A 24,379-nucleotide genomic window follows, 5' to 3' on the forward strand; every position below is an offset into this window, starting at 1 on the left:
GGCGATCGTGGCGGGCCGGCGGCACCGACCACCGGCACCGCCCCACCTCACCGACGGTCGAAGCCGGGATCCTCCTCGGGCCGGTCCGCGCCGACCGTCGGAGCCGTCGTCGTCGCGGTGGTGGGCGTCGATGCCGTGGCCGCCGCGGCGACCGGACGCACCCGCGCCCCGCGCGACCCGCTCCGCGACCGACGCCCGCCGGCCGAGCGCCCGTAGACGAGGTACATCGCGACACCCATGATGATCATGAGCAGCACGGTGTAGACGAAGGTGATCGACATCGAGTCGAGGTTGTTCTCGCCCTCGGTGCTCGCCTTGATCGCGATGCCGAGCGGTTCGAACAGCGGCTGGTACAGGAACACCGCGGCGTCGTAGTCGTCGAGCAGGCTGTTGAAGTTCAGCGCCGTGATGGCCGCAGCCGTCGGCAGCACGAGCGGGAACAGCACCTTGCGGAACGTGAACAGCGACTTCGCGCCGAGGATCCGCGCGGCGTCCTCGAGCGAGTCGGGGATCCCGGCGAACGCCGCCTTCAGCAGGCGGAGCGTGAACGGGATCTTCACGATGATGTACGCGACGAGGAGCAGCACCGTCGTGCCGGTCAGGACCGCGCCGCCGAGCAGCGGGTTCGGCCGGTCGAACGTCATGATGAGCCCGAGCGCGATGAGGATCGTCGGCAGGATCCACGGGATGTGCAGCAGGTACTCGAACGTCGCCGTGACCCGGTTGCGGTAGCGCTGGATGATCCGGGAGACGAAGAGCAGGCCGCCGACGACGATCACGGAGGCGAGGGCGCTGTAGACGATGCTGACGATGAACGGTCGGAGCACCGACGGGGTCCCGAACACGGTCGCGTAGTTCGCCAGGGTGAAGTCACCGGGGGTGATCACGCCGCGCTGGATCGCCGTCGAGTCGAGGAAGGAGAACAGCACGATGAGCAGCACCGGCGTCACGTACAGGAGGAAGAGCAGGTAGGCCACGACGTGCACGACGACGCTGCCGAGGCGGCTCTGGATCCGTTGCTTCTGCAGGGGCGTCGCCACCTTCGCGACCGAGAAGTACACGCCGGACTTCTCCACGCGGTTCATGATCGCGAGCAGCACGATCGTCGCCAAGCCGAGGATGATCGCGAGCAGGGCGGCGAGGTCCTGGGAGCTGGAACTCTTCGAGAACGTCACGATCATCGGCGCGACGGTCTGGAAGTCGGGACCGCCGAGCACGAGCGGCGCGGTGAGGGCCCCGAGGCCGATGAGGAAGGTCAGCACCGTCACGGCGAAGATCATGGGCCGGAGCGCCGGGAGCACGATGCGCCACAGGATCGTCCACGTCGACGCGCCCATGTTCCGGGCGGCTTCGATGGTCTGGTAGTCGATCTTGGCGAGCGCCGAGGAGAGGAAGAGCATGTGGTTCGTCGTCGTCGCGAACGTCATCACGATGACGACGGCGAAGAAGCCCGAGAACCAGTTGGGGTCGATGTCCGGGAAGACGTTCCGCACCGCGTTGGTGACGAAGCCGTAGCGGCCGTAGATGAAGTTGTACCCGGCGGCGAGCACGATGCCGCCGTAGATGAGGGTCGTCGCGTACCCGAGCCAGAGCACCCGCGCCCCACGCACGACGAAGTACTTCGTCACGAGGACGATGAAGATCCCGACGACGTTCACCGTGACCGACAGCGTCACGGCCAGGAGGAAGCTGTTCGCGAGCGCCTTGAGGGCCCGCTCGGAGCTGAACAGTTTCTCCACCGCGCGGGCACTGAAGTTCCCGTCGGGGAAGAAGGTTCCGACCAGGAGGTTGAGGTTCGGGAACAGCAGGAACGTGACGACGAACCAGGTGAGGACGACGATCACGATGATGGCGAGCGGCGAGCGGAACATCGGTCCGAGCGTCGAGGGCTTCCCCGGACGCCGGCGACGACGGGGCTTGCCGGCGCCCGCGTCCGTTGCGGCTGCTGCAGGACGGGTCGAGGTGGTCATGTCGGCCTCAGTACTGGAGCACGTGGCTCGGGTCGATGCGCAGTTCGGCGGGCGACCCGGGGCTCAGGGCGTCCGTGCCGCTCTCCACGACCATGGCGCGCAGCCGACCGCCGACGGTCTCGACCGTGTAGGTCGAGTACGCGCCGTGGTAGGAGCGCTCCACGATGGTGCCCTGCAGCGCGACCAGACCGGGCGGCGGTGTGCGGTGGTCGTCGGCCGCCACCACGGCGACCTTCTCGAGCCGCAGGTACGCCGACGCGGACGGGTCGAGCGGCGCGCCCGCACCCGCGAGCGCCCGGACCGTCTCCGGCGAGAGCTGGTTGATCGCGCCGATGAACGTACCCACGAACTCGGTGGCGGAGTGGTTGTAGATCTCCTCCGGCGTACCCAGCTGCTCCACGACGCCCTGGTTGAACACGGCGATCCGGTCGCTCATCGTGAGCGCCTCTTCCTGGTCGTGGGTCACGTACATCGTCGTGATGCCGAGCTCGCTCTGGAGGCGCTTCAGCTGCTCGCGCAACTGCACGCGCAGCTTCGCGTCGAGGTTCGAGAGCGGCTCGTCCAGCAGCAGGATGCGCGGCTTGAGGACGAGTGCGCGGGCGATGGCGACGCGCTGCTGCTGCCCACCCGAGAGCTCGGCGACGTTCTTCTCGAGCTGTTCCGGGGTGAGTTCGACCTGCTCGGCGATCTCGTCGACGAGCTTCGTCGTCTCCGGCCGCTTCGTCTTCCGCACCTGGAGCCCGAACGCGATGTTCTCCCGGACACTCATGCTCGGGAAGAGCGCGTAGTTCTGGAACACCATGCCGACACGACGTTGCTCGCTCGGCAGGCGGGTGACGGTCTTGCCGTCGATGATCAGCTCGCCCGCCGTCGGCTGGATGAAGCCGGCGAGGGTGCGCAACGCAGTCGTCTTCCCGCAGCCCGACGGGCCGAGGAGAGTGAAGAACTCACCCTCCTCGATCGTCAGGTTGAGGTCCGGGATCGCCAGGTGGTCGCCGAACGCGACCTGGATGCCGTCGTAGGTGATCATCTACGGGAGGTACTCGAGCTCGGTCTTCTCGACCCAGGCACCGATGTTCTCGCGGACGAACTCGAAGTCGATGTCCTGCTTCGGCAGCGAGTCGATGAGCGCGACGACCTCCGGGAGGGCCTCGGCCTTGGCCTTCTCGTTCACCGGGTAGGCGGAGAACTCCTTCGCGAACGCACCCTGCGTCTCGGCGCTGCCGAACCAGTCGATGAACTTCTGCGCCTGCTGCTCACGCTTCGTGCCGGCGATCTCGGCGATCTGCTCGGTCACGTACGGCACGCCCGACTTCGGGGCGATGACGCCGGTCTTCGTGCCGTACTCGGCGTCGCGACTCGTGATGCCGCTGCTCGGGATGGTGCCGAAGTCGACCTCGCCGCGGGTGAGCCGGGCGTACAAGTCGGTGCCCTCGACGGCGGGCGAACCGTTCTTGAAGTACTCCTCGACGACCTTCCAACCCTTGTCGGAGATGCCCAGGTCGCCGTCCGCGTCCTTGTAGGGGGCGAGCAGGCCGGCGAGGACGAGCTGCGGGGTGGCCTGGCCGAGGACGGTGTTGACCTCGTACTTGCCCTGGTACTTCGAGTCCTCCCAGAGCTCGGAGAGCTCGGTCGGCGCGTCGGCCTCGGGGATGGTGTTCGTGTCGTAGACGGTGACGATCGCCTGCTCGACGAGCGGCCAGAACGCACCGTCCTTCGGGTCGCCCGAGGCCTGGTCGACCTCGCCGGACCAGGCCGGCTTGTAGGCGGTGATGGCCTCTTCGGCCTTGAGCGTCTCGAAGAACATGTTGTTCAGGCCGAACACGACGTCGCCGACGGGGTTGTTCTTCTCGGCCACGATGCGGTTCGCGAGGTCGGCGCCGCCGAGCCCGACGATCTCGATGTCGATGCCGGCCTTCTTCGCCTCAGCGGTGACCCACTCGCCGCGTCCGTCGCCGTTGGAGTTCGTGTAGACGATCAGGGGGCCGGAGGCGTCTCCCCCACCGTCGGATCCGGCGTCGCCTCCCGCGGAGCAGGCACTGAGGCCGAGCGCACCGATGACGAGGGCTGCGATGGCGAGGGAACGGGGCGCTGAACGCTTCACGGGATTCCTTTCGGGACGAACGCCCGGGGTTGCCGGGGTCGCCGCGCATGAGTAACGACGTTGTGACCGCTGGTGCAGTCTTCAACCTAGCGTGACGTTTCCCGGTGAACGGGAATTGAACGGATCTCGCGTGCACACTTGACGGGTGACCCGAAATGTCGCAGTCCGACCCGATCCGACCGAAGCCGACACCGCCCGAGCGGGTATCACCACGGCCGAGCTCCGCCGCGATCGCATCGGGTGGGAGCGGTGCCCGAACGGGTTCATCGCCGCCGGCGGTGGCCTGCCGCTACACCGGTGCGAGCGGTTCCCCGACTCCGTCCGGGAGCTCGACGACGACGTCGTCACCAGGACGCACGACGCCCCCGGCGAGGACGACGCCCATGACCCCCGCCTTGCGGACGGTGCGACCCTCGGCGTCCGTGCCCACCAGCTGCTTGAGGAGGCCGGGTTCGAAGCGGTCGATCTGGACGCACGGGTTCCGGAGGCCGGTCACCTGGACGACGGCGTCCGATCCGAGCCGCAGCACCGCGCCCGTGGGGAGGGCGAGCAGGTCCAGCCCCTCGGTGGTCACGTTCTCACCCAGCTCCCCCGGCGCTACATCGGCGTCGACCTCCTCGAACAGTTCGCGGTGGATCAGGTGCACCTGGCGGAGATTGGGTTGCGTGGGGTCGCGTCGCACACGGGACCGGTGCTGGACCGTCGCCCCGAAGTGCGCATCCCCCTCGACGCCGAGACCGGCGACGAGCGTGATCGCCTCGCGTCGAGGCTTGGAGAAGCCGTGCTCATCGTCGCTGCTCACCGAGACGATCCGGGCGTGTGTCATCACCCCAGTGTGCACCCGGACGGTCGGCGGCGCAGGATCACGTGAGAGCGGTTGTGGTCCTGCACCAGCCCGATGCGACGTCCGGTTCCCGCCGGCTCAGGGGGACGCGAACGGCGAAGCTGAACCGCTGAGCGAGACTCAGGGGCTGACGATGGGGTGGGCCGGGTACTCGCGCAGCACCAGGGCGGTGCTGACCGGACCGAACCGCCCGATCGCGTCGATGATCTGCTCGAGGCGCTCGGGTGAGGAGGCGTGCACGTCGAGGACGAAACAGTCCTCGCCGGTGACACGGTAGATCCGGTGAATCTCCGGCAGCTCGTCGAACTCTGCCAGTGACGACTGGATCTGCGCGTGGGTCGTCCGGAGTCGGACGACGGCGTGCGTCGTGAGCCCGAGCCTCTGCGGCGACACCCGAGCTCCGTAGCCGGTGATGTAGCCGGCACGCTCGAGCTTGCGGACCCGCGCCGAGACGGCCGGCTGAGACAGGTGCACGAGCCGGGCCAGGTCGGTCATCGTGGTACGCCCGTCGACCTGGAGCACGTCGAGGATCGTCCGATCCGTGCGATCGAAGGAAAGCGAAGCATCGTCCGTCATCTGCTTAGTAAACAACGGAGACGATGCTTCAGACGCTGACTGCATGGGTTCGGCTGGCACGCTGAGGTCACATCTCCCGACAACGACGAAGGAATCCCATGTCGATCATCACCATGCCCGGGATCGGCGGATCCGACGACGCCCATTGGCAATCACAGTGGGAGCGGGAGACGCTCGCGATCCGTCGGATCGTGCCGGCGTCCTGGGACGCACCGGACCTCGACGACTGGTCCGACGCGCTCGACCGGGCGGTGGCCGACGAACCGGCGATCCTGGTGGCCCACAGCCTCTCCTGTCTGCTTGCCGTCCGCTGGACTGCAGCGAACCCCGCTCGGGTCGCTGGGCTGTTCCTCGTCGCCGCACCCGACCCCGACGGACCGCTGTTCCCGACGGTCGCAGCAGCGTTCGCCGAGGGTCTCGACGTTCTACCGTCCGCACCCGCGCTCCTCGTGACGAGCGAGGACGACCCCTACTGCTCGGAGGATCGCGCCGCCGACTTCGCCACCACGTGGGGCGTGCCTCGGGTCGGCATCGGGCGCCGGGGCCACCTGAACTCCGCCAGTGGACTCGGCGCCTGGCCGGAGGGCCGACGACTGCTGACCGCCTTCAGTGCGGGACTCGGGAGACACGATCGGTCATCAGCGAGATGAGGGGCCGCTACCGCCGGGCGCCGGTGAGCGCAGCGTGCGATCGGCTCACCGACGTGATCAGCGGACGCCCGTCAGGCAGACTGGACCGATGAGCCGAGCTGTCACCGCCCAAGCCGACACCAGCCGGGCAGGCCTGCTCCGCAACCGCATCGTATGGGAGATCGCCGAGCAGGGCTTCGGCGCGCACGGCCTGCACGTGCTCGTCGGCGACGACGAGGCCGGGCACCGGTGGACCGAGGACGTCCGTGAGGACGTCCACTCGGCGGCCAAGGGTGTCTGCGTCCTCGCGGTGGGCTTCGCCGTCGACGAGGGGCTCATCACCATGGACACCACACTCGGCGCCGTCTTCCCGGACGCCGAGTTCGGCGACGGCACAGCCGACGTCACCCTCCGACGCCTCCTGAACATGACGAGCGGCGTCGACCTCCCGTGGTCGCCGACCCTGCTCTCGGACTGGCCGGATCTGACCCTCGAGTTCCTGCGCCGACCGTCACGAGAAGCGGTCTTCCAGTACTCGAACGCGAGCACCTACACGGCGATGCGCGCGCTCGAGACCCGCGTCGGCGATGTCGGCGCGTACCTCGACCGTCGCCTGCTCGCACCGCTCGGCATCCACGACGCCGCATGGGAGCGATGCCCGAACGGGTTCATCGCCGCCGGCGGCGGCCTGGCGCTGCGCACCACGGAGCTCGCGCGCATCGGACGCCTCATCCGCGATCGTGGCCGCTGGCACGACGTGCAGCTCCTCGCACCGGAGTGGGTCGACGCGATGCACACCGAGTGGGTGCCGGCCGGCACCGGTCCCGGCTACGAGCGGTACGCGCTCGCCGGATGGGACGGGCCGGGAGCCGCCTGGCGGCTCCACGGCGCGTACGGGCAGCTCCTCGTCTTCGCCGGCGACGCCGTGGTGACCATCACCGCCGAGGACCACGAGGGCGCGGACCGCATCGCGGCCTCCGTGTCCGCATTCCTCGCCGACGCCTAGGCGGGGCCGCCGGTCGTGTGCGCTGCGGTCGCCCGGGCGGGGCCGGACCGACGTCGCGAAGATGTCTCGCTCAACCCTCACCGGTGAGGACCGAGGACTGTCAGCTGGGGATGCGACGTCGACCACGTCCGAGCGTAGGTGGAGCCACCGACACCGCGGCACCGTGTTGCAGACGGCGTCGCACGCGTCAAGAGGAATCACGACGTCGGTGGGCGGAGGTACCGTCCTGGACATGGGTACTTCACGTCCGGCCACCGGTTCCATCGATCGCATCGCGCGCGAGGATTTCGGCTGGGACACGCTCCTGCCGGGGCAGCGTGAGGCGATCCAGTCGGCCGTCGCCGGTCGCGACACCCTCGTGGTCCTCGCCACGGGTGGCGGGAAGTCGGCGGTGTACCAGATCGCCGGCGCCCAGCGTGGCGCGGTGACCCTCGTCGTCTCGCCGCTCGTCGCCCTGCAGGCCGATCAGCTCGCCTCGATCGAGGCCGCACCGGCGGCCCCTCCGGCGGTCGCCCTCAACGCCTCGCTCGGTACAGCGGCCATCGAGGCGGCGTGGGAACGCATCGACGAAGGTGGCCCGGTCTACGTGCTGCTGGCCCCGGAGCAGCTCGCGAACGAGGAGACCGTCGCACGGCTCGCAGCGGCAGGCGTCTCCCTCCTCGTCGTCGACGAGGCGCACTGCGTGTCGTCCTGGGGAACCGACTTCAGGCCCGACTACCTGCGGTTGGCCGACGTCCGTCATGAGCTCGGCGACCCGCCCGTGCTCGCCATGACGGCCACCGCCTCCGGTCCCGTCCGCGAGGAGATCATCGAACGGCTGCGCATGCACGACCCGGACGTGCAGGTGCACGGGGTCGACCGTCCGGAGATCCGCCTGGTCGTGCACCGCCATGAGCGCGAGCCCGAGAAGCGGGCCGCGGTCGTCGAGGAGGCGCGCAGTTGGACGGCTCCCGGCTTGGTCTATGTCGCAACGCGTCGGGAGACCGAACGGTACGCCGAGGAGATCGCCGCCGATGGACGCCGGGTCGCCGCCTACCACGCCGGTCTGAAGTCGACGGAACGTCGCGCGGTCCACGACCGGTGGCGGGCCGGCGAGCTCGACGTCGTCGTCGCGACCTCCGCGTTCGGCATGGGGATCGACCGCGCCGATGTGCGGTTCGTCCTGCACGCCACGACGACCGAGTCGCTCGACGCGTACTACCAGGAGGTCGGCCGCGCGGGCCGCGACGGCGAGCCCGCCACGACCGTGCTGCACTACCGCGCGGAAGACCTCGGACTCCGTCGCTTCTTCACGAAGCGCTCCGTGTCGGAGTCGGCGGTGCGCGCGGTGTGGCGCGCGGTCCGTGCCACACCGGGGCTGACGGTCACCGATCTTGCGTTGCAACTCGACCGGCCGCGACGCACGATCGCCAGGATCGTGAACGACCTCGCGGACGCCCAGCTGGCGGACACCACCGACGGCGTCCGGGCGGTCGACGAGATCGGCCCGAAGCGTGCGATCCGTGCCGTGCGGGAGATGCTGGAATCGCGGGAACGCATCGCCGAATCACGGTTGGCGATGATGCGCGCGTACGCCGAGACCTCGCACTGCCGCCGCCGGGTCCTGCTCGAGTACTTCGGCGTCGACGCCCCCGAATGGTGTGGGAACTGCGACGGCTGCGAGCGGCACGAGGCGCAGCAGGAGCAGCAGCACTTCGGTTCCGCCGACACCACCGGAACGTCGCCGCTCCACGTCGACCAGGGGGTACTCCACCGCGAGTGGGGCCCGGGCACCGTGATGGGCGTCGAGCCCGACCGTGTCACCGTCTTCTTCGACGGCGAGGGCTACAAGGTCGTCGCCCTCTCGGCACTCGAGACCGGCGTGCTCACCGCCCAGGAGCTCGCCTCGGTCTGATCGCGGTGTCGGTCAGACCTCGTCCGCCGGTGCGCGCCCGGGAGCGTCGGCGATGACGCGGTCGATCCAGTCCCGTCGTGACAGGTACTGGATGTCGTCCCTGGCGAACCAACCGAGCTCGAGAAGCTCCTCGTGATCGGGGTTCGCCTCGCTGAGGAGCTCGCAGTCGTAGGCGGTGGTCACGTAGCCCACGTGGTCGCCGTTCGGGTAGCGCACCATCATCGGTTCGCCGCCGTACGCCCCGACGATGCCGCGGATGCGGATGCGGGCACCCGTCTCCTCCAGGACCTCGCGCAGCAGCGCGTCCGCCGGTTGCTCGCCGGGTTCGACACCGCCACCTATCAGGCTCCACAGGCCGGAGTGGCGATGGCGGGCGAGCAGGAACCGGTCGCCGTCCCTGATGACGGCGGTGACCCCCGGGAGCATGAGGAACCCCGTTCCGATGTGGGAGCGGATCGAGGCGACGTAATCGGACATCGGCATGCGGGGAGTCTACGGAACCGGTCTGATCGGAACGGGTCAGTCGGCGTGCTCCGGCGGCCACACCACGGCGAAGTACTCGAACACGATCTCCTCGGACTCGGACCACACGGCACCGCGCGCCGCCGTGGTCCGCTCCCAGTAGCGCCGGTGTTCGCGCTGCCAGCTCGCCAGCGTGCGATCATCCTCGCCCTCCGCGAACGCGAAGGCGGCATCGGCACTCGCGAACGGGCCGATGCGGAGCGAGGTGCTGCGGATGACGATCCGCGGCGCCCCCGTGCTGTCGCAGGCGATCCAGTGCGAGCCGATCCGAGGGAGCGGATCGCCGCGATGGGCGAACTCCGACACGAGTTCGGCGGTGGCGCGCTTGCGTCCGCTCAGGACGATCTCCAGCAGTCCGTCGGCGAGTCCGGCCGTGTCGCCGAAGTGCTCCACGGTGTAGTCGGCGTCGTCCAGGCCCGCACCGCCACGATGCTCGGTGTACGCGCGCCACATCGCGGTCGCAGCGTCACGGTCGGGCGCTGCAACCGGTGCAGTCTCACTCGGAGAGCTCATGTCCGCGATACTGCCAGAAGGACTGCGGTGCCCCGTTCATCGGGCCAGGAAGCCCGCTCACCGTGCCGCGAGAGCAGAACCGTCGGCCGGGGCGACGAACGAGGTGCTGCCGTAGTCGTCCCCGATGCTGAAGGTGACCTGCGGCGGTCCGGCCGGACGGGCGAAGGTGGGGCTGTGGACGTCGGTGTCGGTCGAGCGGACGAGGTACAGGGACGCGTCGCCGACCGGTAGGTCGACCTGCTCGGCCCCCTCCTCCAGGAGCGACCACATCCGGTCGAGCGCGACATCCGACCACGAGAACTGCTCGGCGGCCGACTCGGGTTCGCTGCTCGCAGCGCCCTGGTGGGTGACCTGACCGTACCGGTACTCCCATCGATCGGTCTTGGTGTCCCCCACGGTGAGCGGCGCCTGGGCGATGACGAAGTCGGCTGCGACCGTGATCGACACGACCCGGTCGTGACCGATCGCCTCCTGGAGCGCTCGCTGCGCCTCCGAGAGCGCTTCCGGGCGACGGAGGTCGGGTCGGAGGCGTCCGTCCTCGAGGGCGATGATCGCCTGCGCGACGGACTGGTGGTACGGCACGACCACGATCGCCGCCGCCGCGACCGCCACGATCGCGAACAGGGCGAAGCGGCCGGGGCGACCGGCCCGGCCCACGCCGAGCAACGGTCCGCGTCGACGTCCGTCGACGATGCGCTGGTGCGGCTGGAGAGGGAGGAACGGGAGGGACGCCCGAGCCGGGACGCGCAATCGCGAACGCTCGTCGGCCGAGAGCTCGCCGGCGTCGATGAACGCGACCTCCGGTCCGCCGTCGAGCAGGACCGCGACATCGCGCTCCGTGCCGGGCTGAAAGGTCGGGATGGCCGTCACCGGGATGACGGTGCGCATCGTGGTCGCGAACGCCGGTCCGTTCAGCGGCTGGACGGAGAGGTCGAGCTCGCAGAGCGGCTGGTCGTTGATCTGGGTGCCGGTCTGACGGAGCGTGTCGATACGGGCGACGCCGAGCCGTCTCGCGTCCTTGGCCTGCTGCACGGCCTGTGGTGAGGCGCCGATCGCACTTCCCAACGACCGGCCGACGAGCGAGAGCACCGTCGCAAAGATGCAGACCGGGAGTGCGACACCGGCGACCGCGTACCCGATGTCGGGCGGACCGACGGCGATCACGATGATGCCGCCGAGGAGAGCACCGAGAGCCGCGAAGGCGATCAGACGAAGCATGCCTTCGACCTTATCGAAGCGCTCGATCGCACCACCGCTGCGGTTCAGCCCGGTCCGTCGCTCGCCGCGGCGAGCAACGGCACGACCACGTCGCTGATCGGCGTGGGGATGCCGTGCACGCTCCCCCGCCGCTGGATGACCGCGTTGCGGACGTCCCATTCGAGCGGCTGCCCCTGCTCGCGATCGGCGAGGATCGACGTCCCGCGGTCGAGCGGGGCTGCTCGGAACTGGTCGAGGAGCCGCCGTGGTTCGTCGTCGGCCAATCGCGCACCTTCCGCTCGTGCGACGGCCGCGCACTCCTCGAGGTAGCCGAGCATCAATCGGCCGATGTCGTCGCGGCGGTACATGCCGGATCGGCGACCGGTCAATGCCATGAGTCCGGCGGCGGCGTTCTGCAGGAGCTTCCGCCAGGCGAGGGTCGTGAAGTCGGTCGAGACCTCGACGGTGCAGCGGGAGCCGCGCAGCGCGTCTGCCACCACGGTGGCACCGGGTGCCTCCGGCAGGGACAGGCGTGGCGGACTCAGCAGCGTGACCGGACCGTCGCGTCGGCGGGTGGCCGGGAACCAGACGACCGCCGGGACGACCGTTCCGGCCCGGACGAGGGGTTCCACCGTCTGGCGTTGTTCGACCCCGTTCTGTAGGACGCACACGACCGTGTCCGGACCGCACAACGCGGCGAGCCAGTCGGCAGCGGCAGCCGTCTGGGTCGCCTTGACCGCCAGGAAGACGAGGCCTGCCGTGCCCGGAGACTCCGCCGGATCGGTGTGGACCGGCCCGGGGACCGTCACCGTCTCGTCATCGACCTGGAGCTGGAGTTCCGGCCGTTTTGACCGCCCTGCGATGAACGGCGTCCGTCCCTGTTCGTGGAGCGCTGCGGCGACCGCGGTGCCGATCGCGCCCGGCCCGATCACTGCGACGCGATCGGGTCCCCCTGGCATCACGTCTCGCTCGATCCGGACAGCGCGTCGATCGTCGCGGCGATGACCGCTTCAGGGAACCGACGGAGCTGCTCGACGTCGACCCATTCCTCCGCCGCGTGCAGTCCGCCTCCCGCAGGGCCGCACACGACGGTCGGGATCCCCGCCGCCTGCCACAGCGCCGACTCCATCCAGTAGGGCGCACCGATGGCGGCTGGCACGGTCTCACCGTCGCGGGTGAGCGCTGCCGCCAGGAACTCGGCGAATCGTGCGGCTGGGCCATGCTCATCGGCTTCCCAGGCCTCGCGCTGGTGCGTGAGCCGGGCATCCGTCCGGAGCCCCGGCGTCCGCGCCGCGACCGCGTCGAGCATGGCCCGCACCTCGACGAGGGCGTCCTCAGCGCGTTCGCCCGGCAGCGTGCGTCGCTCGATGAAGAGGGTCGCGTCGGCGGCGATCGTGAACGGGGCGCTCCCTGCCCTGGCGACCGTCGCGGTGAACGAACCGTACTCGAGCAGCGGGTGCGCCGGCCGCTGACGGAGTTCCTCGTCAGCCCGCTCCACCTCCTGCAGCACGTGGCCGAGGGCACGGATCGCATCGACGCTCAACGCCGGTTGCGAGGAGTGCCCGGCCACACCCTGCAGGGTGACCTCGACGACCGCGTACCCCCGGTGCGCCGACACCCGGTCCAACCACGTGGGCTCGGCGATGAGGCACACGTCCGCCGTCACACCACGATCGGCGAGGTGTCGCAGGACGGCCGCGGCTCCTACGCTCGCGTCCTCTTCGTCGGCGACACCCGTGAAGACGACCGTGCCAGGGTGGTCCGCAGCGACGAGTCGGTCCGCGGCGACGATCAGTCCTGCGAGGCCGGACTTCATGTCGCTGGCGCCGCGTCCGAAGAACTTGCCGTCCGCGATCCGCGGATCGAAGGGGCCGACCATGCCCTCGACCCCGACCGTGTCGAGATGGCCGTTGAACACGACCGTCGGACCCGGCCGCGATCCCGCGTGCACGGCCACGACACTGACGCGCTGCGGGTCCTCAGGCGCGGGAACGAGGTCGACCAGGAAGCCGGCGCCCTCGAGTCGTTTCGCGATCACCGTCGCGATCCGACCTTCGCCGGGAGCCCCCGGGACGAGGCTCGGACTGACGGAGTCGATCGAGATGAGCAGGCGGGCGAGCTCGAGCGCGTCGTCGCCGGGGCTGAGGTCGGACATGCCACGACGATAGCGGGGCGGCTCGCCGGGAACGGCCCGAAGACCAGAACAGGCGCCCGTCTCCCTGAGGGGACTGGCGCCTGAGCTCATCGCCGACCACGGGGGTCGTCGATCGGGACTAGCGGTTCTTGACCCGCGTGACCGCGTCGGTGTTCTCCGAACGTGCGTTGCCGGCCTTCTTGTCGGCCTTCGCGGTCCGCTTCTCCTTCAGCGTCTTCGCCGGTGCGGTCTTGCCGCCCTCTTTACGTGCTGACTTCTCGCCCATGTTGGTGCTCCTTTGCGAGCCACGGTGACCCTGTACCGCTGAGGGTACCGTCACATCCCGTCCGGGGACCCCACCCCCAGGACCTTGTTAGCATTCGGGGATGACGAACCCGGCAGAGATCACCGACGTCCCGATCGGCGGCGAGGGCATCCGACTCGGGCAGTTCCTGAAGTTCGCGGGTCTGCTCGACTCCGGTGGAGACGTGAAGGCCGCGATCGCCGACGGCGCCGTGCAGGTCAACGGCGAGGTCGATCGCCGACGCGGTCGGCAGTTGCAGCTCGACGACGTCGTGTCGCTCGAAGGGCGCAGCGTCCGCGTCCGTCCCTGATCGCCCGACTGAGAGGAACCCCGTGAACCCGAGCACACCCCGTCCCATCGCCGTCACCGGATCGACCGGCGCGCTCGGCGGCCTCGTGGCGCAGGACCTCGCCGCCCGCGGGATCCCGCAACGTCTGCTCGTCCGCACCCCCGCGAAGGCCCCGCAGCACCCGGACAGCACCGTGCACCGGTTCACCTACACCGATCAGGCGGCGGCCCGCGCGGCACTCGAGGGCGTCGACACCCTCTTCATGGTGTCGGGAGCCGAGAGCGCCGACCGCGTCGACCAGCACCGCTCGTTCATCGATGCCGCGGCCGCCGCCGGCGTGCAGCACCTGGTGTACACCTCGTTCGCCGCGGCGGCACCGGACGCCGTGTTCACGCTGGCACGCGACCACCATGCGACCGAGGAGCACATCCGAGCGTCGGGCATGCGGTGGACGTTCCTCCGCGACGGCTTCTACCTCGACATCATGGAGGCCCTCGTGGGTGAGGACGGCGTCATCCGTGGGCCGGCCGGCGACGGTCGTGCGTCCTTCGTCGCCCGCTCCGACATCGCCCGGGCCGCCACGGCCATCCTCGTCGACCCGGCACCCCACGCCGGTCGCACCTACGACCTCACCGGCCCCGAAGCGCTCACCATGACTGAGGTCGCGGCCACGATCAGCCGCGTCCGCGATCGGGAGGTCACCTTCCACGACGAGACGATCGAGGAGGCCTACGCGTCGCGCGCCTCCTACGGCGCGCCCGACTGGGAGGTCGACGCCTGGGTGAGCACCTACACGGCCATCGGCAGCGGCGTGATGGCCGAGGTGAGCCCGGCGATCGAGGACCTCACCGGTGTCCCGCCGATGGACCTGGAGACCTACCTGCGGTCGAACGCGGACTGATTCCGCCTCCGCGTCCGTCCCTGAGCGTCGGCCGCCCGGCCGCCCGGATCAGAGGCCGTAGAAGCCCAACTCCCAGTCGTCCGCTTCGGTCGCGCTGAGGGCGACGCCGGCGGGTTCGCGCGGTCGGACCGGGCGCGGTCCACGGCGTTCGTTGGTCGTGAAGTAGATCGACGTCCCCGGACTGACGAAGACGCTCGCCGAGTCCTGGCCGACGACGTCGAGATCGACGAAGCCGCCGCCCGAGAGCGCCGTGCGCTCCATCGTGTCCTTCAGCTTCGTGAGGACGGTACTCGGGTCCAGATCGTAGACGAGCCCGCCGAGGGTGAGAGTGCTGCTTTCCATCGTGATGTCCTCAATGAGGTCATGGTGCGTGAACGGCAACCGTACGCCATCCGTCAGCGCACTGCCCCCTCATCGCGAAGCCCGCCGCGCCCCACGGCCGGAATAGGGCAGGTGCCCGAGGTAGTGGGGGCACCTCAGAGCGGAACGTTGGTGTCCGAGCACGGCATCCGCAGCCGGCTCGTGGAGGGACAGTCATGATGATCACGAGCGCGACCTACAGCTCGGCCATGTCGGCCGAGACGAGACGGTTCTTCGAGCGCCAGCTCGAACAGGACCTCGAACGGCGGCGGCGACACCGCGAGCGCCTGCTCGACGAAGGCGCTCCCCACCACGACCAGGGTGGGACCATGGAGCGGTGACCCTGCCCGCGACGAGCCCGACGATGATCGGGCGCGCGTCCGACCTCGCTGCGATGCGGTCCGTGTTCGACACCGTCGCCGCGGACGGATCGCGCAGCCTGGTGCTGAGCGGCGAAGCCGGCATCGGGAAGACCCGGCTGCTGACGGAGTTCACCCGATCGGTCCGCTCGTCGGCGCTCGTGATCACGGGGCAGTGCGTCGACCTGGGCGACGTCGCCGCGCCGTACGCCCCCGTGCTGGGCCTCATGAAGGACCTCGTCGCACGACGGGGCCGGGAGGCCGTGCTCGACGCCGCCGGGCCCGGCCGGGCCTCACTCGAGACCCTCCTGCCGTCGCCCGGTGTGGAGCCGGAGGACCAGCGCGACGGCGGCGTGGGGCGGCTCCACGAGACCGTCGCCGTCCTGCTCGAGGCGCTCTCGCGAGAGCAGCCCGTGGTCGTCGCGATCGAGGACGTCCACTGGGCCGACGGCGCGACCCTCAGCCTGCTGGCGTTCCTCGTGCGCGTCCTGACCGATGCCCACGTGATGATCGTGCTCACGGTCCGCAACGAGGACGTGTCGCGCGGACACCCCCTGCGCGGGTTCCTGGCCGAACTCGACCGCACGAGGCGGGTCGAACGGCACGGCCTCGAGCGTCTGAGCCGCGGCGATGTGCTGCGTCAGGCCATCGCCATCCGCGGTAGCTCGCTCGACACGGTCTCCATCGACAGCGTGTACGCCCGCAGCGAGGGCGTCCCCTTCTTCGTGGAGGAGCTCTTGGGACTCGGCGACGACGGCGACGATGTCGGCGACGATCTGCCCGACACCCTCCGCGAGCTCCTCCTCGCCCGCTACGAACGGCTCACGCCCACCACCCAACAGTTGCTGCGCGTGATCTCCGCCGGCGGTGTCCGCGTCGAGCATGCGCTCCTGGAGCGCGTGTTCACCGGCGACCACGACGCCCTCGACGCCGGCGTGCGGGAGGCCATCGCGGCGAACGTCCTCGTCGCGGACACGACCACCTACGCGTTCCGTCACGCGCTCGTCCGGGAGGCGATCCACGACGACCTGCTGCCGGGCGAACGGACGCGCTTCCACGCCGGGTTCGCCGAGGCCTTGGAAGCCGCGGCCGGGGTCGAACCGGTTGCGGCCGAGGTGTCGTACCACTGGATGCTCGCTCGCGACGTCGGGCGGGCGTTCCCGGCCACCGTGCGGGCCATGGAGCAGGCGCACGCGGCCTTCGCCTACAGCACGGAGGCGCAGCTCGGGGAACGCCTGCTCGAGATCTGGGACCAGATCCCCGAGGCACAGGATCTCGTCGGCCGCTCACGCTCTGAGCTCATGCGACGCACGGCGAGCGCCCTACGGAACGCGGGCTGGACGGACCGTGCGATCGCGATGGTCGACGAGGTGCTCGCCACGCCGGAGGACCGCGACGACCTCGATCAGGCCAAGCTGCTGCGCGACAAGGCGTTCTACCTCGCGAACCTCGGGCGGCCAGGGTCGGTGGAGCTCCTCGAACAGGCGCTCGCGCGTGTCCCCGCTGACACCCCGGGCGAGCTGCGCGGTGTGCTGCTCACGAGCCTCGCCGCACGACACATGATCGTCGGCCAACTGGAGCGGGCGATCGAGTACGCCGATGCCGCCGCGCAGGAGGCCGCGCGCACCGGCTCGGCGCGGAACGCTTCGGTCGCGGCGAACATCGGCGGCATCGCCCGCATCCACCGTGGTGAGCTGGACGCCGGGAGGCCGATGCTCGCGACCGCGGAGTCGCTGGCCGACGGCGACGGCAGCGCGCTCCTCCGATACCGGGTGAACGCCTCCGACATGGCGAACCTGCTCGGTTCGTACGAGGACGCGCTCGCATCGGCGCTGGAAGGTGTCGCACGCGCGAGGGCACTCGGCGTCGAGCGCAGCTCCGGGCTCATCCTGTCGTCGAACGCGGTCGACCCCCTGGTGGCGCTCGGGCGATGGGACGAGGCGGAAGAGCGCGTGCACCGGGCCCTCGCCCTGCAGCCGCCGCTCGCGTTCTCCGTGTACCTCCGCCAGTCGCTCATCCTCCTCATGCTGTGGCGTGGCGATGCCGAGACCGCAGCGACGCTCTACCGCCGCTGGCGGAAGGGGATGCTCTCACTGTCGGGCCTGGAGGTGCAGACCCGGTTCGGCGTCGCGCGCGTCGTGATGCAGGTCGGCCTCGCCACCGGCGACCTCGCCGGAGCGTGGTCGCCCGCCGGTGTCGGCGTGTTCGACGCCCCCGACCACCGCCCGATGCCGGCGTACGACCTTCCTGCGCTGGCGGACGCGGCCCGGGTCATGGCCCGGGTGCGGGTCGCCATGGCTGCGGGGACGCTCGATCTCGGATCCGGGCCGTTCGCCGGCCTCGACGACGCACGGCTCCGCGAGCAGGAGACGCGTTGGCGAGCACTCATCGCGAAGGAGCGGTTCTGGCCGACCGCACCGCTGTGGAGTGCCCTGGTCGACGCTGAACTCGGCGGGCCGGACGGCATCGGCGACGACGTGGGCGCCTGGGAGACGGCTCGCGCGATGGCCGAGCGTCCGTTCGCGCCCGCCGCGCTCGCGCCCTACACGGCGCTCCGACTCGCGGAAGCGCTGGTGGCCGCCGGCGATCGTCCACGGGCGCAGGACGCCCTCATCACCGCCGTCGCGGAGGCGACGACACTCGGCGCCGGCCTCGTCCTCGACGGTGCACGGGCGTTGGCGGCGCGGGCATCACTGAACCTCGACGGCCGACCTCGGGCACGCACCTCGGGCGGGTCCGTGGAGCTGACCGCGCGCGAACGCCAGGTGCTGCAGCTCGTCGCGGAGGGCCTCAGCAACCCGCAGATCGGTGAGCGCCTGTTCATCAGTGCGAAGACGGCCAGCGTCCACGTCTCGGCCATCCTGCGGAAGCTCGGTGTGTCGACCCGGACCGAGGCCGCGATGGTCGCCGGAGCGAGTGGATTGCTCGCGGCGAGCGCCGAGCAACCCGACTGACCCGGACGACCGTCTTCGCGGCGGGGTGGGTCCCGGCCGAAATCGAGGGAACGTCGGCCGGGAACCCTGACAGGGCGAAAGGGTCCTGTCGGCATCAGCGTAATCACGGAGCCGGAGGCGGGGCGGGCTGTTGCGTTCTTTGGACAGCGGGTGCGTTCGGGAGCCCCCTGGCCAGACGTGTGGAGGCGGCCTTGCGATACTGAACCCATGCCTGCCCTGACCCTGCGAACGATCGAGCGCCCTCGTGACGACGACGCGTTCGTCGCGTTCCTGAGCACTCACGAGTTCCCCTTCCACGTGCAGACGCGACCGACGGCGGAGGATGCACGCGCCCGACTGGCTTCGGGCATCATCGACGGACCGGGCGCATTGGGCTGCTGGGTGCTCGCCGACGGCGAGGCCTTGGGTGTCGTCATGCTCGAGGACCTCGAAGACGACACCGCCATGATCGACCTGCGGCTCGCCGCGGACGCACGAGGACGAGGTGTCGGCACCGCGGTGCTGCCGGCCATCGTCACCGAGGTGTTCGGGCGGTTTCCGTCCGTCCGCAGGCTTGAGGGGCAGACCCGGGAGGACAACGTCGCCATGCGTCGCGCCTTCGGTCGCGCCGGCTGGGTGAAGGAGGCCCATTTCCGTGAGGGTTGGCCCGTGGCCGGCGGACCTCCGCTCGCCTCGGTCGCCTACTCCGTGCTGCGCAGCGACTGGCAGTCCGGTACGACGACGCCGGTCCCCTGGGACGACGAGCCGTGAGCCGCGCCGACACGCATGCCTGGGTCGGGGCACTGAGAGCCACTCCCCTCAGGACCCTCCGCCGTCAGCCGGGGAGCTCCCACAGCGGATCGCGCAGTAGCTCGGTCGCGTACCCGTCGCCGCGCGCTGCCGCGATCTCGTAGGCCTGCCTCGCCGCAGCATCGTCGCCGAGCGTGTGGAGCAGGTTGCCGAGCATGCGCGCCGAGCGGGCATCTCCGACGGCAATCGCCCGGAGGTAGGCGTCCTGCGCCCGGTCCACATCGCCCGCCCAGTCGTGAATGTCTCCGAGCACGGCCAAGGCGTCCAAGTCGTTTGCCGCCACCCGGTCGCCGAGCAATGCGACCGCATCCTCCACGTGGCCGAGCTTGGCGATCGCCAACGCCCGCCAACACACCCAGATGTCCTCGCTGTCCCCGACACGGTCGAGACAGGCGAGCGCCTCGTCCATGTGCTCCGCGTCGTCGTAGTGGTCCGCGATGAGACCGCCGAGGATTCCGAAGAGCCTGGGATCCTCCCAGTCGGGGTGGCGCGATACGAAGTCGCGGAGCACCGCCTCGGCGCGAGGATCGCCGAGCCAGTCGAGCGACTGTGCCAGGGCGAATCCGGCGAGGTCGAGCCCAGCGGCTGCAGACGCTTCCAACGCGAGGAGTGCCGCCTGCGGGCGGATGTCGTCCCGATCGGACCAGTCGAGCTCCCACAGGGCGGTGCCGCAGTCATACATCGCGTTGGCGAAGGACTCCTCCGGGTCGAAGAACGTCTCCCAGTACTCTTCCGCGAACGGGTGCCCAAGTGCGGCCAGGGAGGCCCGGACGAGCGCGCACGCGCGTTCCGGTCGACCCTTCGCCCTGAGATCGAGGAGCGCGGCGATGAGCGCTTCCGACGATTCGAATCGCATCATGCCACCCCATTCCGCGCCACCGGCCACGAGTGGACATCATGGCAGCATCGCCGTTCGCGCTGCGACGGAGCGCTACCGCCGGTTGTTCAGGGAACGCTGGACGGCTCCGAACGCGATGGTGCCGACGATGAGGATGACGCCGATGACGCCGAGCCAGAACAGGCCCTTCAGCACGAACCCGACGATGGAGAGGATCGCCCAGAGGGCGAGGAGGACGACGATGACGACGGCGAACTTCTGCACGGGTGTGGGTTTCCTGTTCCGAGGGTGATGGCGGCTGGCGGGATCGGGTGACGATCAGGCAGGACCCTAGCAGGACGGCCTTTGCAGGAGCCGGAACCTGTCACCCCGACGAGGAGCCGTCGCAGGCGGACTCGCACCGCTTCGTCGAGACTCAGGAGGTCGAAGACGCCGTCGACCGCGGCGACGAACGCGCGCACATGCGGGGTGACCTCGTCGAGGAAGGCGTCGACCTGCTCCGCCGTCCAGGTGGCTTGGCGATCGTGCGTCGGCCCTCCGTGTGGCGCAGCCCCCGCCATCGCACGGACCGACGCCGCGTAGTCGTCGACGATCGCCTCGTCGGGGACGCCGGCGTTGGCGAGGAGGAGGGCGCTGATCAGGCCGGTGCGGTCCCGTCCGGCGGCGCAGTGCACGAGGATCCCAGGCTCGCTCGTGGCGACCGTCTCCAACGCGACGCGGACGAGGTCCGGCAGGATGCGCACGTTGTGCTGCCAGTACTCGGGCGAATCGAGGATCGGCAGGCAGACCTCACGGAACTCGGGATCCGCCTGGTCCTCGGTCGGCGCCAGCGTGATGACGAGATCCGCCGGGGGCCGGGCGTCCGGGTCGGCGTCTCGGGCACCGACCTCGTCGGCACTGCGGAGGTCGACCACGGAGCGCAGCCCCCATCGCGTCGCCGCCGCCCACCCGGCTTCGGTGAGCAGCTCCCGTCGTGGTCCTCGCGCGATCCGCCCGCTGACCGTCACGCCGGTGGACGACAACGGCGTCGGCAGGCCGCCGAGGTCTCTCAGGTTGCGCAGGCCGTCCCAGTCCAGGTTCCGCATCCGGCAGAGCGTACCCGACCGGCCTGCGCCGTGCGGCTCGGCGCGGTACGCCTCAGCGCTACTTGCGCTTGCTCGCAGCTCGGCGGATGGCACCAAACACTATCGTCCCGATGAACAGGACGATGCCGATGATGCCCAGCCAGAGCAGGCCCTTCAACGCGAACCCGACGACGGAGAGGATCGCCCAGAGGACAAGGAGGACGATGATGATCTGCATGGGCGTGGGTTCCTGCTTCCGTGGGGTGGTGGTGCTCGGTGATGGGGGTCAGTGTATGCGGAGCTCGGCGACGAGCGGGCACGCGAACGGATCGCGGGCCCCGAGGCCGACCCGGTTGAGGTAGCGGATGACGATGCCGTACGACCGCAGCAGCGTGGTCTCCGTGTACGGCACGTCGAGCGCCGCACAGTGGTCACGCACCAGCCGTCGCGCCTCCTTCAGCGCGGGCCGCGGCATCGACGGGAACAGGTGGTGCTCCACCTGGTAGTTCAGGCCACCCATGAGGAACGACACCCACAGGCCACCCGTGACGTTCCGCGAGGTGCGCACCTGGCGGGAGAAGAAGTCGACGTTCGCGTCATGGGCGATCGTCGGCATGCCCTTGTGGTTCGGCGCGAAGGACGCGCCCATCATGACGCCGAACACCGCGAACTGCACGCCGAGGAACGCGCACGCCAAACCGAAGGGCAGGAAGGTGAACACGACGCCGAGGAGGAGACCGAACCGGGCCAGGAGCAGCGCCCCCTCGATCGCGCGATCGCGGCCGCCGGCCCTCGTCCCGACGCCGCTCACCACCGAGCGGATCGCGAGCCAGTGCAGGTTGAGGCCCTCGAGCGTGAGGAGCGGGAAGAACAGCCAGCCCTGGTGGCGGTAGAAGAGCTTCGCGGCCCGATTGCGCACCGCGCTGACGTCCTCCGGCAGGAAGCGGATCGTGTCCGGCTCGATGTCGGGATCCTTGCCCACGGTGTTCGGGTTGCCGTGATGACGGGTGTGCTTGTTCATCCACCACGAGTAGCTGAGACCCACGAGGAACGTCCCGAGGAAGCGACCGGCCCGGTCGTTCCACGCACGCGACTCGAACACCTGCCGGTGCGCGGCCTCATGCGAGAGGAACGCGAACTGCGTGAACAGCACGCCGAGCGCCGCGGCGACGAGCAGTTGCCACCAGGACGCTCCGAGCATCGCGAAGGCCACCCAGCAGCCGGCGGTCGCGAGGACGAGCACGGCGAAGAGGGTCCAGTAGAACGCGTACCGCCGCCGGAGGAGACCGGCTGACTTCACCTGTGCGAGGATCGCGGAGTAACTCGACGTACCGCCGGCCCGCGGCGTGCTGCTCGGTCCGGTCTTGCGGAACCCGCTGCTGCGTTCGACCGTCACCGGACCCGCTCCGCCAGGTGGACGGGCGGTGTCGTCGAGGTCGATGATCGCCGACGGCGCGTGGAGAACGGGCCTGATCGGTGCGTGCGCATGATGCTCCCTGGGCATGGACGGATGTGGAGGGATTGTCCGGCGACCGGGGTCTGGGGCAGCGCCCGTTCAGCGTAGGACGGCCCCGGCGATCGATGCAAATCAGGCCGGAAGAGATGCCGCCGCGGTGCCACGGAAGGGTTCCGGCTCGGTTACGGTTGATCCGCTACTCGACAGATGAGGACGAACCCAGCCATGGATGACACGCGCGAAGCACGACTCATCGAGACGTTCGTGACACTCACCGACAGCCTCGTCGACGACTACGACGTCGTCGAGGTCCTGCAGATCCTCGTCGATCGGGCCGTCGAACTCTTCGACGCCGCGGCCGGGGCGATCCACCTCGCCGACCGCGACGGCGCCCTCAAGGTCGTCGCCTCCACGAGCGAGCGCAGCAGCTTCTTCGGACTCCTCCAGTTGAACGCCGGCGAGGGCCCGTGCATCACCGCGGTCACCTCGGGCGACCTGGTGACGGCGGAGACCGTCGACGACCTCCGCGCGCACTGGCCGAGGTTCGCGGAGGCCTCGAGCGAGCACGGGTACGCCGGTGTCCACGCCATCCCCATGCGACTCCGCGACACCATCGTCGGGTCGCTGAACCTCTTCCGCGAGACCGAGGGCGCACTCAACGGCGCCGACGCCCGAGCAGCCCAGGCGTTGGCCGACGTCGCGACGATCAGCCTCCTGCAGCAGCGGACGATCGAGAGCGCGACCCTCGCCACCGCACAACTCCAGCGCGCCCTCGACACCCGCATCACCATCGAACAGGCGAAGGGGTACCTGGCGCGGGCGGCGGGCGTCGACATGGACACCGCGTTCGGGATGATCCGGCAGTACGCGCGCTCCCGGCAGCGACGGCTCGGTGACGTGGCCGCCGCGGTCGCCCGCGAGGAGGTGCCGCTCGAGGAGGTCGTCGGCAGCACACCGGTGGCCGGGGACGAGTAGTCCCCCGCACTGCGCGGGGCGGCGTCGGCGGGAAATCCGTGGCAACCCCCTCCACTCTCAGCCGGAACACGGCAGGATGGAGGTTCGAACACCACACGAGCACTCCCGAAGGAACAACCCATGGCAGGCCTCAGCCTCTCCAAAGGCAGCAACCTCTCCCTCACGAAGACCAGTCCTGGTCTGACGATCGCAACGGTCGGTCTCGGTTGGGATCCGCGCACCACCGTCGGCGTGGCGTTCGACCTCGACGCCTCGGCGATCCTCGTCGCGGAGAACGGCAAGATCCGGAGCCCAGCGGACTTCATCTTCTACAACCAGATGTCGACGCCGGACGGCTCGGTCGTGCACCAGGGCGACAACCGCACCGGTGAGGGCGACGGAGACGACGAGCAGATCACGATCGACCTCCGCACCGTCGAAGCCGACGTCTCGCGCATCGTCATCGCGGTCTCCATCCATGACGCCGACAACCGTCGCCAGAACTTCGGTCAGGTCCGCGACGCCTTCTGCCGCGTCCTCGACCAGGACCAGCAGGAGATCGTCCGCTACGACCTCACCGAGGACGCCTCCCAGGAGACGGCGATGCTGTTCGCCGAGATCTACCGCCACAACGGCGAGTGGAAGTTCCGTGCCGTCGGGCAGGGCTACACGACCGGCCTCGCCGGGATCGCCGGCGACTTCGGCGTCCCGCTCGACTGAGC

General features: G+C 69.9%; 27 protein-coding genes. 10 read left to right on the forward strand and 17 right to left on the reverse strand.

All coding sequences use genetic code 11. The features are described 5' to 3' along the window. Positions 1–47 precede the first annotated feature (47 nt). From ASE44_RS10855 to ASE44_RS10875, 5 genes are all read right to left on the reverse strand, one after another. Positions 48–1,871, reverse strand: coding sequence for an iron ABC transporter permease (locus ASE44_RS10855; RefSeq protein WP_157579994.1), 1,824 nt, complete (start codon positions 1,869–1,871; stop codon positions 48–50). 106 nt (positions 1,872–1,977) lie between these two features. Continuing rightward, entirely contained in the window at positions 1,978–3,000 is a 1,023-nt protein-coding gene (locus tag ASE44_RS10860) for an ABC transporter ATP-binding protein (protein WP_056009406.1), read from the reverse strand. After that, complete coding sequence (locus tag ASE44_RS10865; protein WP_056779661.1) at positions 3,001–4,074, reverse strand: extracellular solute-binding protein; 1,074 nt, start codon at positions 4,072–4,074, stop codon at positions 3,001–3,003. It abuts the gene before it with no gap. 289 nt (positions 4,075–4,363) lie between these two features. Then, the gene (locus tag ASE44_RS10870) at positions 4,364–4,900 is read right to left on the reverse strand and encodes an MOSC domain-containing protein (protein WP_056779664.1); all 537 of its coding nucleotides are present in this window, start codon (positions 4,898–4,900) and stop codon (positions 4,364–4,366) included. A gap of 138 nt (positions 4,901–5,038) precedes the next feature. Next, positions 5,039–5,494: an Lrp/AsnC family transcriptional regulator gene (locus ASE44_RS10875; protein ID WP_056779670.1), complete on the reverse strand. Its 456-nt coding sequence runs from the start codon at positions 5,492–5,494 to the stop codon at positions 5,039–5,041. Between the two features lie 98 nt (positions 5,495–5,592). On the opposite strand from ASE44_RS10875, the gene ASE44_RS10880 reads away from it, so the two are divergent. The 3 genes from ASE44_RS10880 to ASE44_RS10890 all read left to right on the forward strand — a co-directional run bounded on the left by ASE44_RS10880 (position 5,593) and on the right by ASE44_RS10890 (position 9,023). Next, positions 5,593–6,144 (forward strand): alpha/beta hydrolase, encoded by a 552-nt coding sequence (locus ASE44_RS10880; protein ID WP_082455963.1) that lies wholly within the window; start codon positions 5,593–5,595, stop codon positions 6,142–6,144. Positions 6,145–6,232: 88 nt separating this feature from the next. Further along, complete coding sequence (locus ASE44_RS10885) at positions 6,233–7,129, forward strand: serine hydrolase (protein WP_056779673.1); 897 nt, start codon at positions 6,233–6,235, stop codon at positions 7,127–7,129. Positions 7,130–7,361: 232 nt separating this feature from the next. Beyond that, the gene (locus ASE44_RS10890) at positions 7,362–9,023 is read left to right on the forward strand and encodes an ATP-dependent DNA helicase RecQ (protein WP_056779675.1); all 1,662 of its coding nucleotides are present in this window, start codon (positions 7,362–7,364) and stop codon (positions 9,021–9,023) included. Between the two features lie 12 nt (positions 9,024–9,035). Here ASE44_RS10890 and ASE44_RS10895 read toward each other — a convergent pair whose 3' ends face one another. The 6 genes from ASE44_RS10895 to ASE44_RS18530 form a co-directional block, all read right to left on the reverse strand. Continuing rightward, positions 9,036–9,506, reverse strand: coding sequence for an NUDIX domain-containing protein (locus ASE44_RS10895; protein WP_056779678.1), 471 nt, complete (start codon positions 9,504–9,506; stop codon positions 9,036–9,038). Between the two features lie 36 nt (positions 9,507–9,542). Beyond that, positions 9,543–10,058: an ASCH domain-containing protein gene (locus ASE44_RS10900; protein WP_200921057.1), complete on the reverse strand. Its 516-nt coding sequence runs from the start codon at positions 10,056–10,058 to the stop codon at positions 9,543–9,545. Between the two features lie 57 nt (positions 10,059–10,115). Continuing rightward, the gene (locus tag ASE44_RS10905; RefSeq protein ID WP_056779682.1) at positions 10,116–11,276 is read right to left on the reverse strand and encodes a hypothetical protein; all 1,161 of its coding nucleotides are present in this window, start codon (positions 11,274–11,276) and stop codon (positions 10,116–10,118) included. Positions 11,277–11,320: 44 nt separating this feature from the next. Further along, positions 11,321–12,214, reverse strand: coding sequence for an oxidoreductase (locus tag ASE44_RS10910; protein ID WP_056779685.1), 894 nt, complete (start codon positions 12,212–12,214; stop codon positions 11,321–11,323). After that, positions 12,214–13,410 (reverse strand): M20/M25/M40 family metallo-hydrolase, encoded by a 1,197-nt coding sequence (locus ASE44_RS10915; RefSeq protein WP_056779688.1) that lies wholly within the window; start codon positions 13,408–13,410, stop codon positions 12,214–12,216. Before ASE44_RS10915 ends, ASE44_RS10910 begins: the two co-directional genes overlap by 1 nt. A gap of 118 nt (positions 13,411–13,528) precedes the next feature. Further along, positions 13,529–13,675 carry a hypothetical protein gene (locus tag ASE44_RS18530; protein WP_157579891.1) on the reverse strand — a complete coding sequence of 49 codons (147 nt, stop codon included), beginning with the start codon at positions 13,673–13,675 and terminating at the stop codon, positions 13,529–13,531. Positions 13,676–13,775: 100 nt separating this feature from the next. Here ASE44_RS18530 and ASE44_RS10920 point away from each other — a divergent pair, with 100 nt between their 5' ends. After that, entirely contained in the window at positions 13,776–14,003 is a 228-nt protein-coding gene (locus ASE44_RS10920; RefSeq protein ID WP_056009426.1) for an RNA-binding S4 domain-containing protein, read from the forward strand. A gap of 22 nt (positions 14,004–14,025) precedes the next feature. After that, on the forward strand, positions 14,026–14,883 hold the full coding sequence (locus ASE44_RS10925; RefSeq protein ID WP_056779691.1) for an SDR family oxidoreductase: 858 nt from the start codon (positions 14,026–14,028) through the stop codon (positions 14,881–14,883). Between the two features lie 48 nt (positions 14,884–14,931). Here the strand turns inward: ASE44_RS10925 and ASE44_RS10930 are convergent, their stop codons facing one another. Then, positions 14,932–15,225, reverse strand: a complete 294-nt coding sequence (locus ASE44_RS10930) for a hypothetical protein (RefSeq protein ID WP_056779694.1) — start codon at positions 15,223–15,225, stop codon at positions 14,932–14,934. A 194-nt stretch (positions 15,226–15,419) separates the two neighbouring features. Between ASE44_RS10930 and ASE44_RS18535 the strand changes: the two genes are divergently transcribed. From ASE44_RS18535 to ASE44_RS10940, 3 genes are all read left to right on the forward strand, one after another. Further along, on the forward strand, positions 15,420–15,584 hold the full coding sequence (locus ASE44_RS18535) for a hypothetical protein (RefSeq protein ID WP_157579893.1): 165 nt from the start codon (positions 15,420–15,422) through the stop codon (positions 15,582–15,584). Then, on the forward strand, positions 15,581–18,556 hold the full coding sequence (locus tag ASE44_RS19075) for a helix-turn-helix transcriptional regulator (protein WP_056779697.1): 2,976 nt from the start codon (positions 15,581–15,583) through the stop codon (positions 18,554–18,556). The genes ASE44_RS18535 and ASE44_RS19075 overlap by 4 nt, the downstream gene beginning before the upstream one ends. Positions 18,557–18,763: 207 nt before the next feature. After that, complete coding sequence (locus tag ASE44_RS10940; protein WP_056779701.1) at positions 18,764–19,306, forward strand: GNAT family N-acetyltransferase; 543 nt, start codon at positions 18,764–18,766, stop codon at positions 19,304–19,306. Positions 19,307–19,370: 64 nt separating this feature from the next. Here ASE44_RS10940 and ASE44_RS10945 read toward each other — a convergent pair whose 3' ends face one another. The 5 genes from ASE44_RS10945 to ASE44_RS10955 all read right to left on the reverse strand — a co-directional run bounded on the left by ASE44_RS10945 (position 19,371) and on the right by ASE44_RS10955 (position 22,643). Next, positions 19,371–20,204: a lipopolysaccharide assembly protein LapB gene (locus tag ASE44_RS10945; RefSeq protein WP_056779704.1), complete on the reverse strand. Its 834-nt coding sequence runs from the start codon at positions 20,202–20,204 to the stop codon at positions 19,371–19,373. Positions 20,205–20,276: 72 nt separating this feature from the next. Continuing rightward, the gene (locus tag ASE44_RS18835; RefSeq protein ID WP_164488333.1) at positions 20,277–20,447 is read right to left on the reverse strand and encodes a hypothetical protein; all 171 of its coding nucleotides are present in this window, start codon (positions 20,445–20,447) and stop codon (positions 20,277–20,279) included. Then, positions 20,372–21,268 carry a tyrosine-protein phosphatase gene (locus ASE44_RS10950; RefSeq protein ID WP_082455965.1) on the reverse strand — a complete coding sequence of 299 codons (897 nt, stop codon included), beginning with the start codon at positions 21,266–21,268 and terminating at the stop codon, positions 20,372–20,374. The genes ASE44_RS18835 and ASE44_RS10950 overlap by 76 nt, the downstream gene beginning before the upstream one ends. Before the next feature lie 58 nt (positions 21,269–21,326). Then, on the reverse strand, positions 21,327–21,485 hold the full coding sequence (locus ASE44_RS18840; RefSeq protein WP_164488334.1) for a hypothetical protein: 159 nt from the start codon (positions 21,483–21,485) through the stop codon (positions 21,327–21,329). Between the two features lie 48 nt (positions 21,486–21,533). Further along, positions 21,534–22,643, reverse strand: a complete 1,110-nt coding sequence (locus tag ASE44_RS10955; protein WP_056781102.1) for an acyl-CoA desaturase — start codon at positions 22,641–22,643, stop codon at positions 21,534–21,536. A 285-nt stretch (positions 22,644–22,928) separates the two neighbouring features. Here ASE44_RS10955 and ASE44_RS10960 point away from each other — a divergent pair, with 285 nt between their 5' ends. Both ASE44_RS10960 and ASE44_RS10965 read left to right on the forward strand, forming a co-directional pair. Then, a complete protein-coding gene (locus ASE44_RS10960) occupies positions 22,929–23,678 on the forward strand; it encodes a GAF and ANTAR domain-containing protein (protein WP_056779707.1) in 750 nt (249 codons plus the stop codon). Positions 23,679–23,798: 120 nt separating this feature from the next. Further along, positions 23,799–24,377: a TerD family protein gene (locus ASE44_RS10965; protein ID WP_056009439.1), complete on the forward strand. Its 579-nt coding sequence runs from the start codon at positions 23,799–23,801 to the stop codon at positions 24,375–24,377. The last annotated feature ends 2 nt before the right edge of the window (positions 24,378–24,379 follow it).

It is taken from the genome of Plantibacter sp. Leaf1 (assembly GCF_001421315.1).
In the GTDB taxonomy this organism is placed as follows: Bacteria; Actinomycetota; Actinomycetes; order Actinomycetales; family Microbacteriaceae; genus Plantibacter.

Excerpts from the sequence above, each read along its gene's own strand:
- ASE44_RS10855 (WP_157579994.1), bottom strand. The coding sequence starts at position 1,871 with ATGTTCCGCTCGCCGCTCGCCATCATCGTGATCGTCGTCCTCACCTGG.
- ASE44_RS10860 (WP_056009406.1), bottom strand. The coding sequence starts at position 3,000 with ATGATCACCTACGACGGCATCCAGGTCGCGTTCGGCGACCACCTGGCG.
- ASE44_RS10870 (WP_056779664.1), bottom strand. The coding sequence starts at position 4,900 with ATGACACACGCCCGGATCGTCTCGGTGAGCAGCGACGATGAGCACGGC.
- ASE44_RS10875 (WP_056779670.1), bottom strand. The coding sequence starts at position 5,494 with ATGACGGACGATGCTTCGCTTTCCTTCGATCGCACGGATCGGACGATC.
- ASE44_RS10880 (WP_082455963.1), top strand. The coding sequence starts at position 5,593 with ATGTCGATCATCACCATGCCCGGGATCGGCGGATCCGACGACGCCCAT.
- ASE44_RS10885 (WP_056779673.1), top strand. The coding sequence starts at position 6,233 with ATGAGCCGAGCTGTCACCGCCCAAGCCGACACCAGCCGGGCAGGCCTG.
- ASE44_RS10890 (WP_056779675.1), top strand. The coding sequence starts at position 7,362 with ATGGGTACTTCACGTCCGGCCACCGGTTCCATCGATCGCATCGCGCGC.
- ASE44_RS10895 (WP_056779678.1), bottom strand. The coding sequence starts at position 9,506 with ATGCCGATGTCCGATTACGTCGCCTCGATCCGCTCCCACATCGGAACG.
- ASE44_RS10900 (WP_200921057.1), bottom strand. The coding sequence starts at position 10,058 with ATGAGCTCTCCGAGTGAGACTGCACCGGTTGCAGCGCCCGACCGTGAC.
- ASE44_RS10905 (WP_056779682.1), bottom strand. The coding sequence starts at position 11,276 with ATGCTTCGTCTGATCGCCTTCGCGGCTCTCGGTGCTCTCCTCGGCGGC.
- ASE44_RS10910 (WP_056779685.1), bottom strand. The coding sequence starts at position 12,214 with ATGCCAGGGGGACCCGATCGCGTCGCAGTGATCGGGCCGGGCGCGATC.
- ASE44_RS10915 (WP_056779688.1), bottom strand. The coding sequence starts at position 13,410 with ATGTCCGACCTCAGCCCCGGCGACGACGCGCTCGAGCTCGCCCGCCTG.
- ASE44_RS18530 (WP_157579891.1), bottom strand. The coding sequence starts at position 13,675 with ATGGGCGAGAAGTCAGCACGTAAAGAGGGCGGCAAGACCGCACCGGCG.
- ASE44_RS10920 (WP_056009426.1), top strand. The coding sequence starts at position 13,776 with ATGACGAACCCGGCAGAGATCACCGACGTCCCGATCGGCGGCGAGGGC.
- ASE44_RS10930 (WP_056779694.1), bottom strand. The coding sequence starts at position 15,225 with ATGGAAAGCAGCACTCTCACCCTCGGCGGGCTCGTCTACGATCTGGAC.
- ASE44_RS18535 (WP_157579893.1), top strand. The coding sequence starts at position 15,420 with ATGATGATCACGAGCGCGACCTACAGCTCGGCCATGTCGGCCGAGACG.
- ASE44_RS10940 (WP_056779701.1), top strand. The coding sequence starts at position 18,764 with ATGCCTGCCCTGACCCTGCGAACGATCGAGCGCCCTCGTGACGACGAC.
- ASE44_RS10945 (WP_056779704.1), bottom strand. The coding sequence starts at position 20,204 with ATGATGCGATTCGAATCGTCGGAAGCGCTCATCGCCGCGCTCCTCGAT.
- ASE44_RS10950 (WP_082455965.1), bottom strand. The coding sequence starts at position 21,268 with ATGCGGAACCTGGACTGGGACGGCCTGCGCAACCTGAGAGACCTCGGC.
- ASE44_RS18840 (WP_164488334.1), bottom strand. The coding sequence starts at position 21,485 with ATGCAGATCATCATCGTCCTCCTTGTCCTCTGGGCGATCCTCTCCGTC.
- ASE44_RS10960 (WP_056779707.1), top strand. The coding sequence starts at position 22,929 with ATGGATGACACGCGCGAAGCACGACTCATCGAGACGTTCGTGACACTC.
- ASE44_RS10965 (WP_056009439.1), top strand. The coding sequence starts at position 23,799 with ATGGCAGGCCTCAGCCTCTCCAAAGGCAGCAACCTCTCCCTCACGAAG.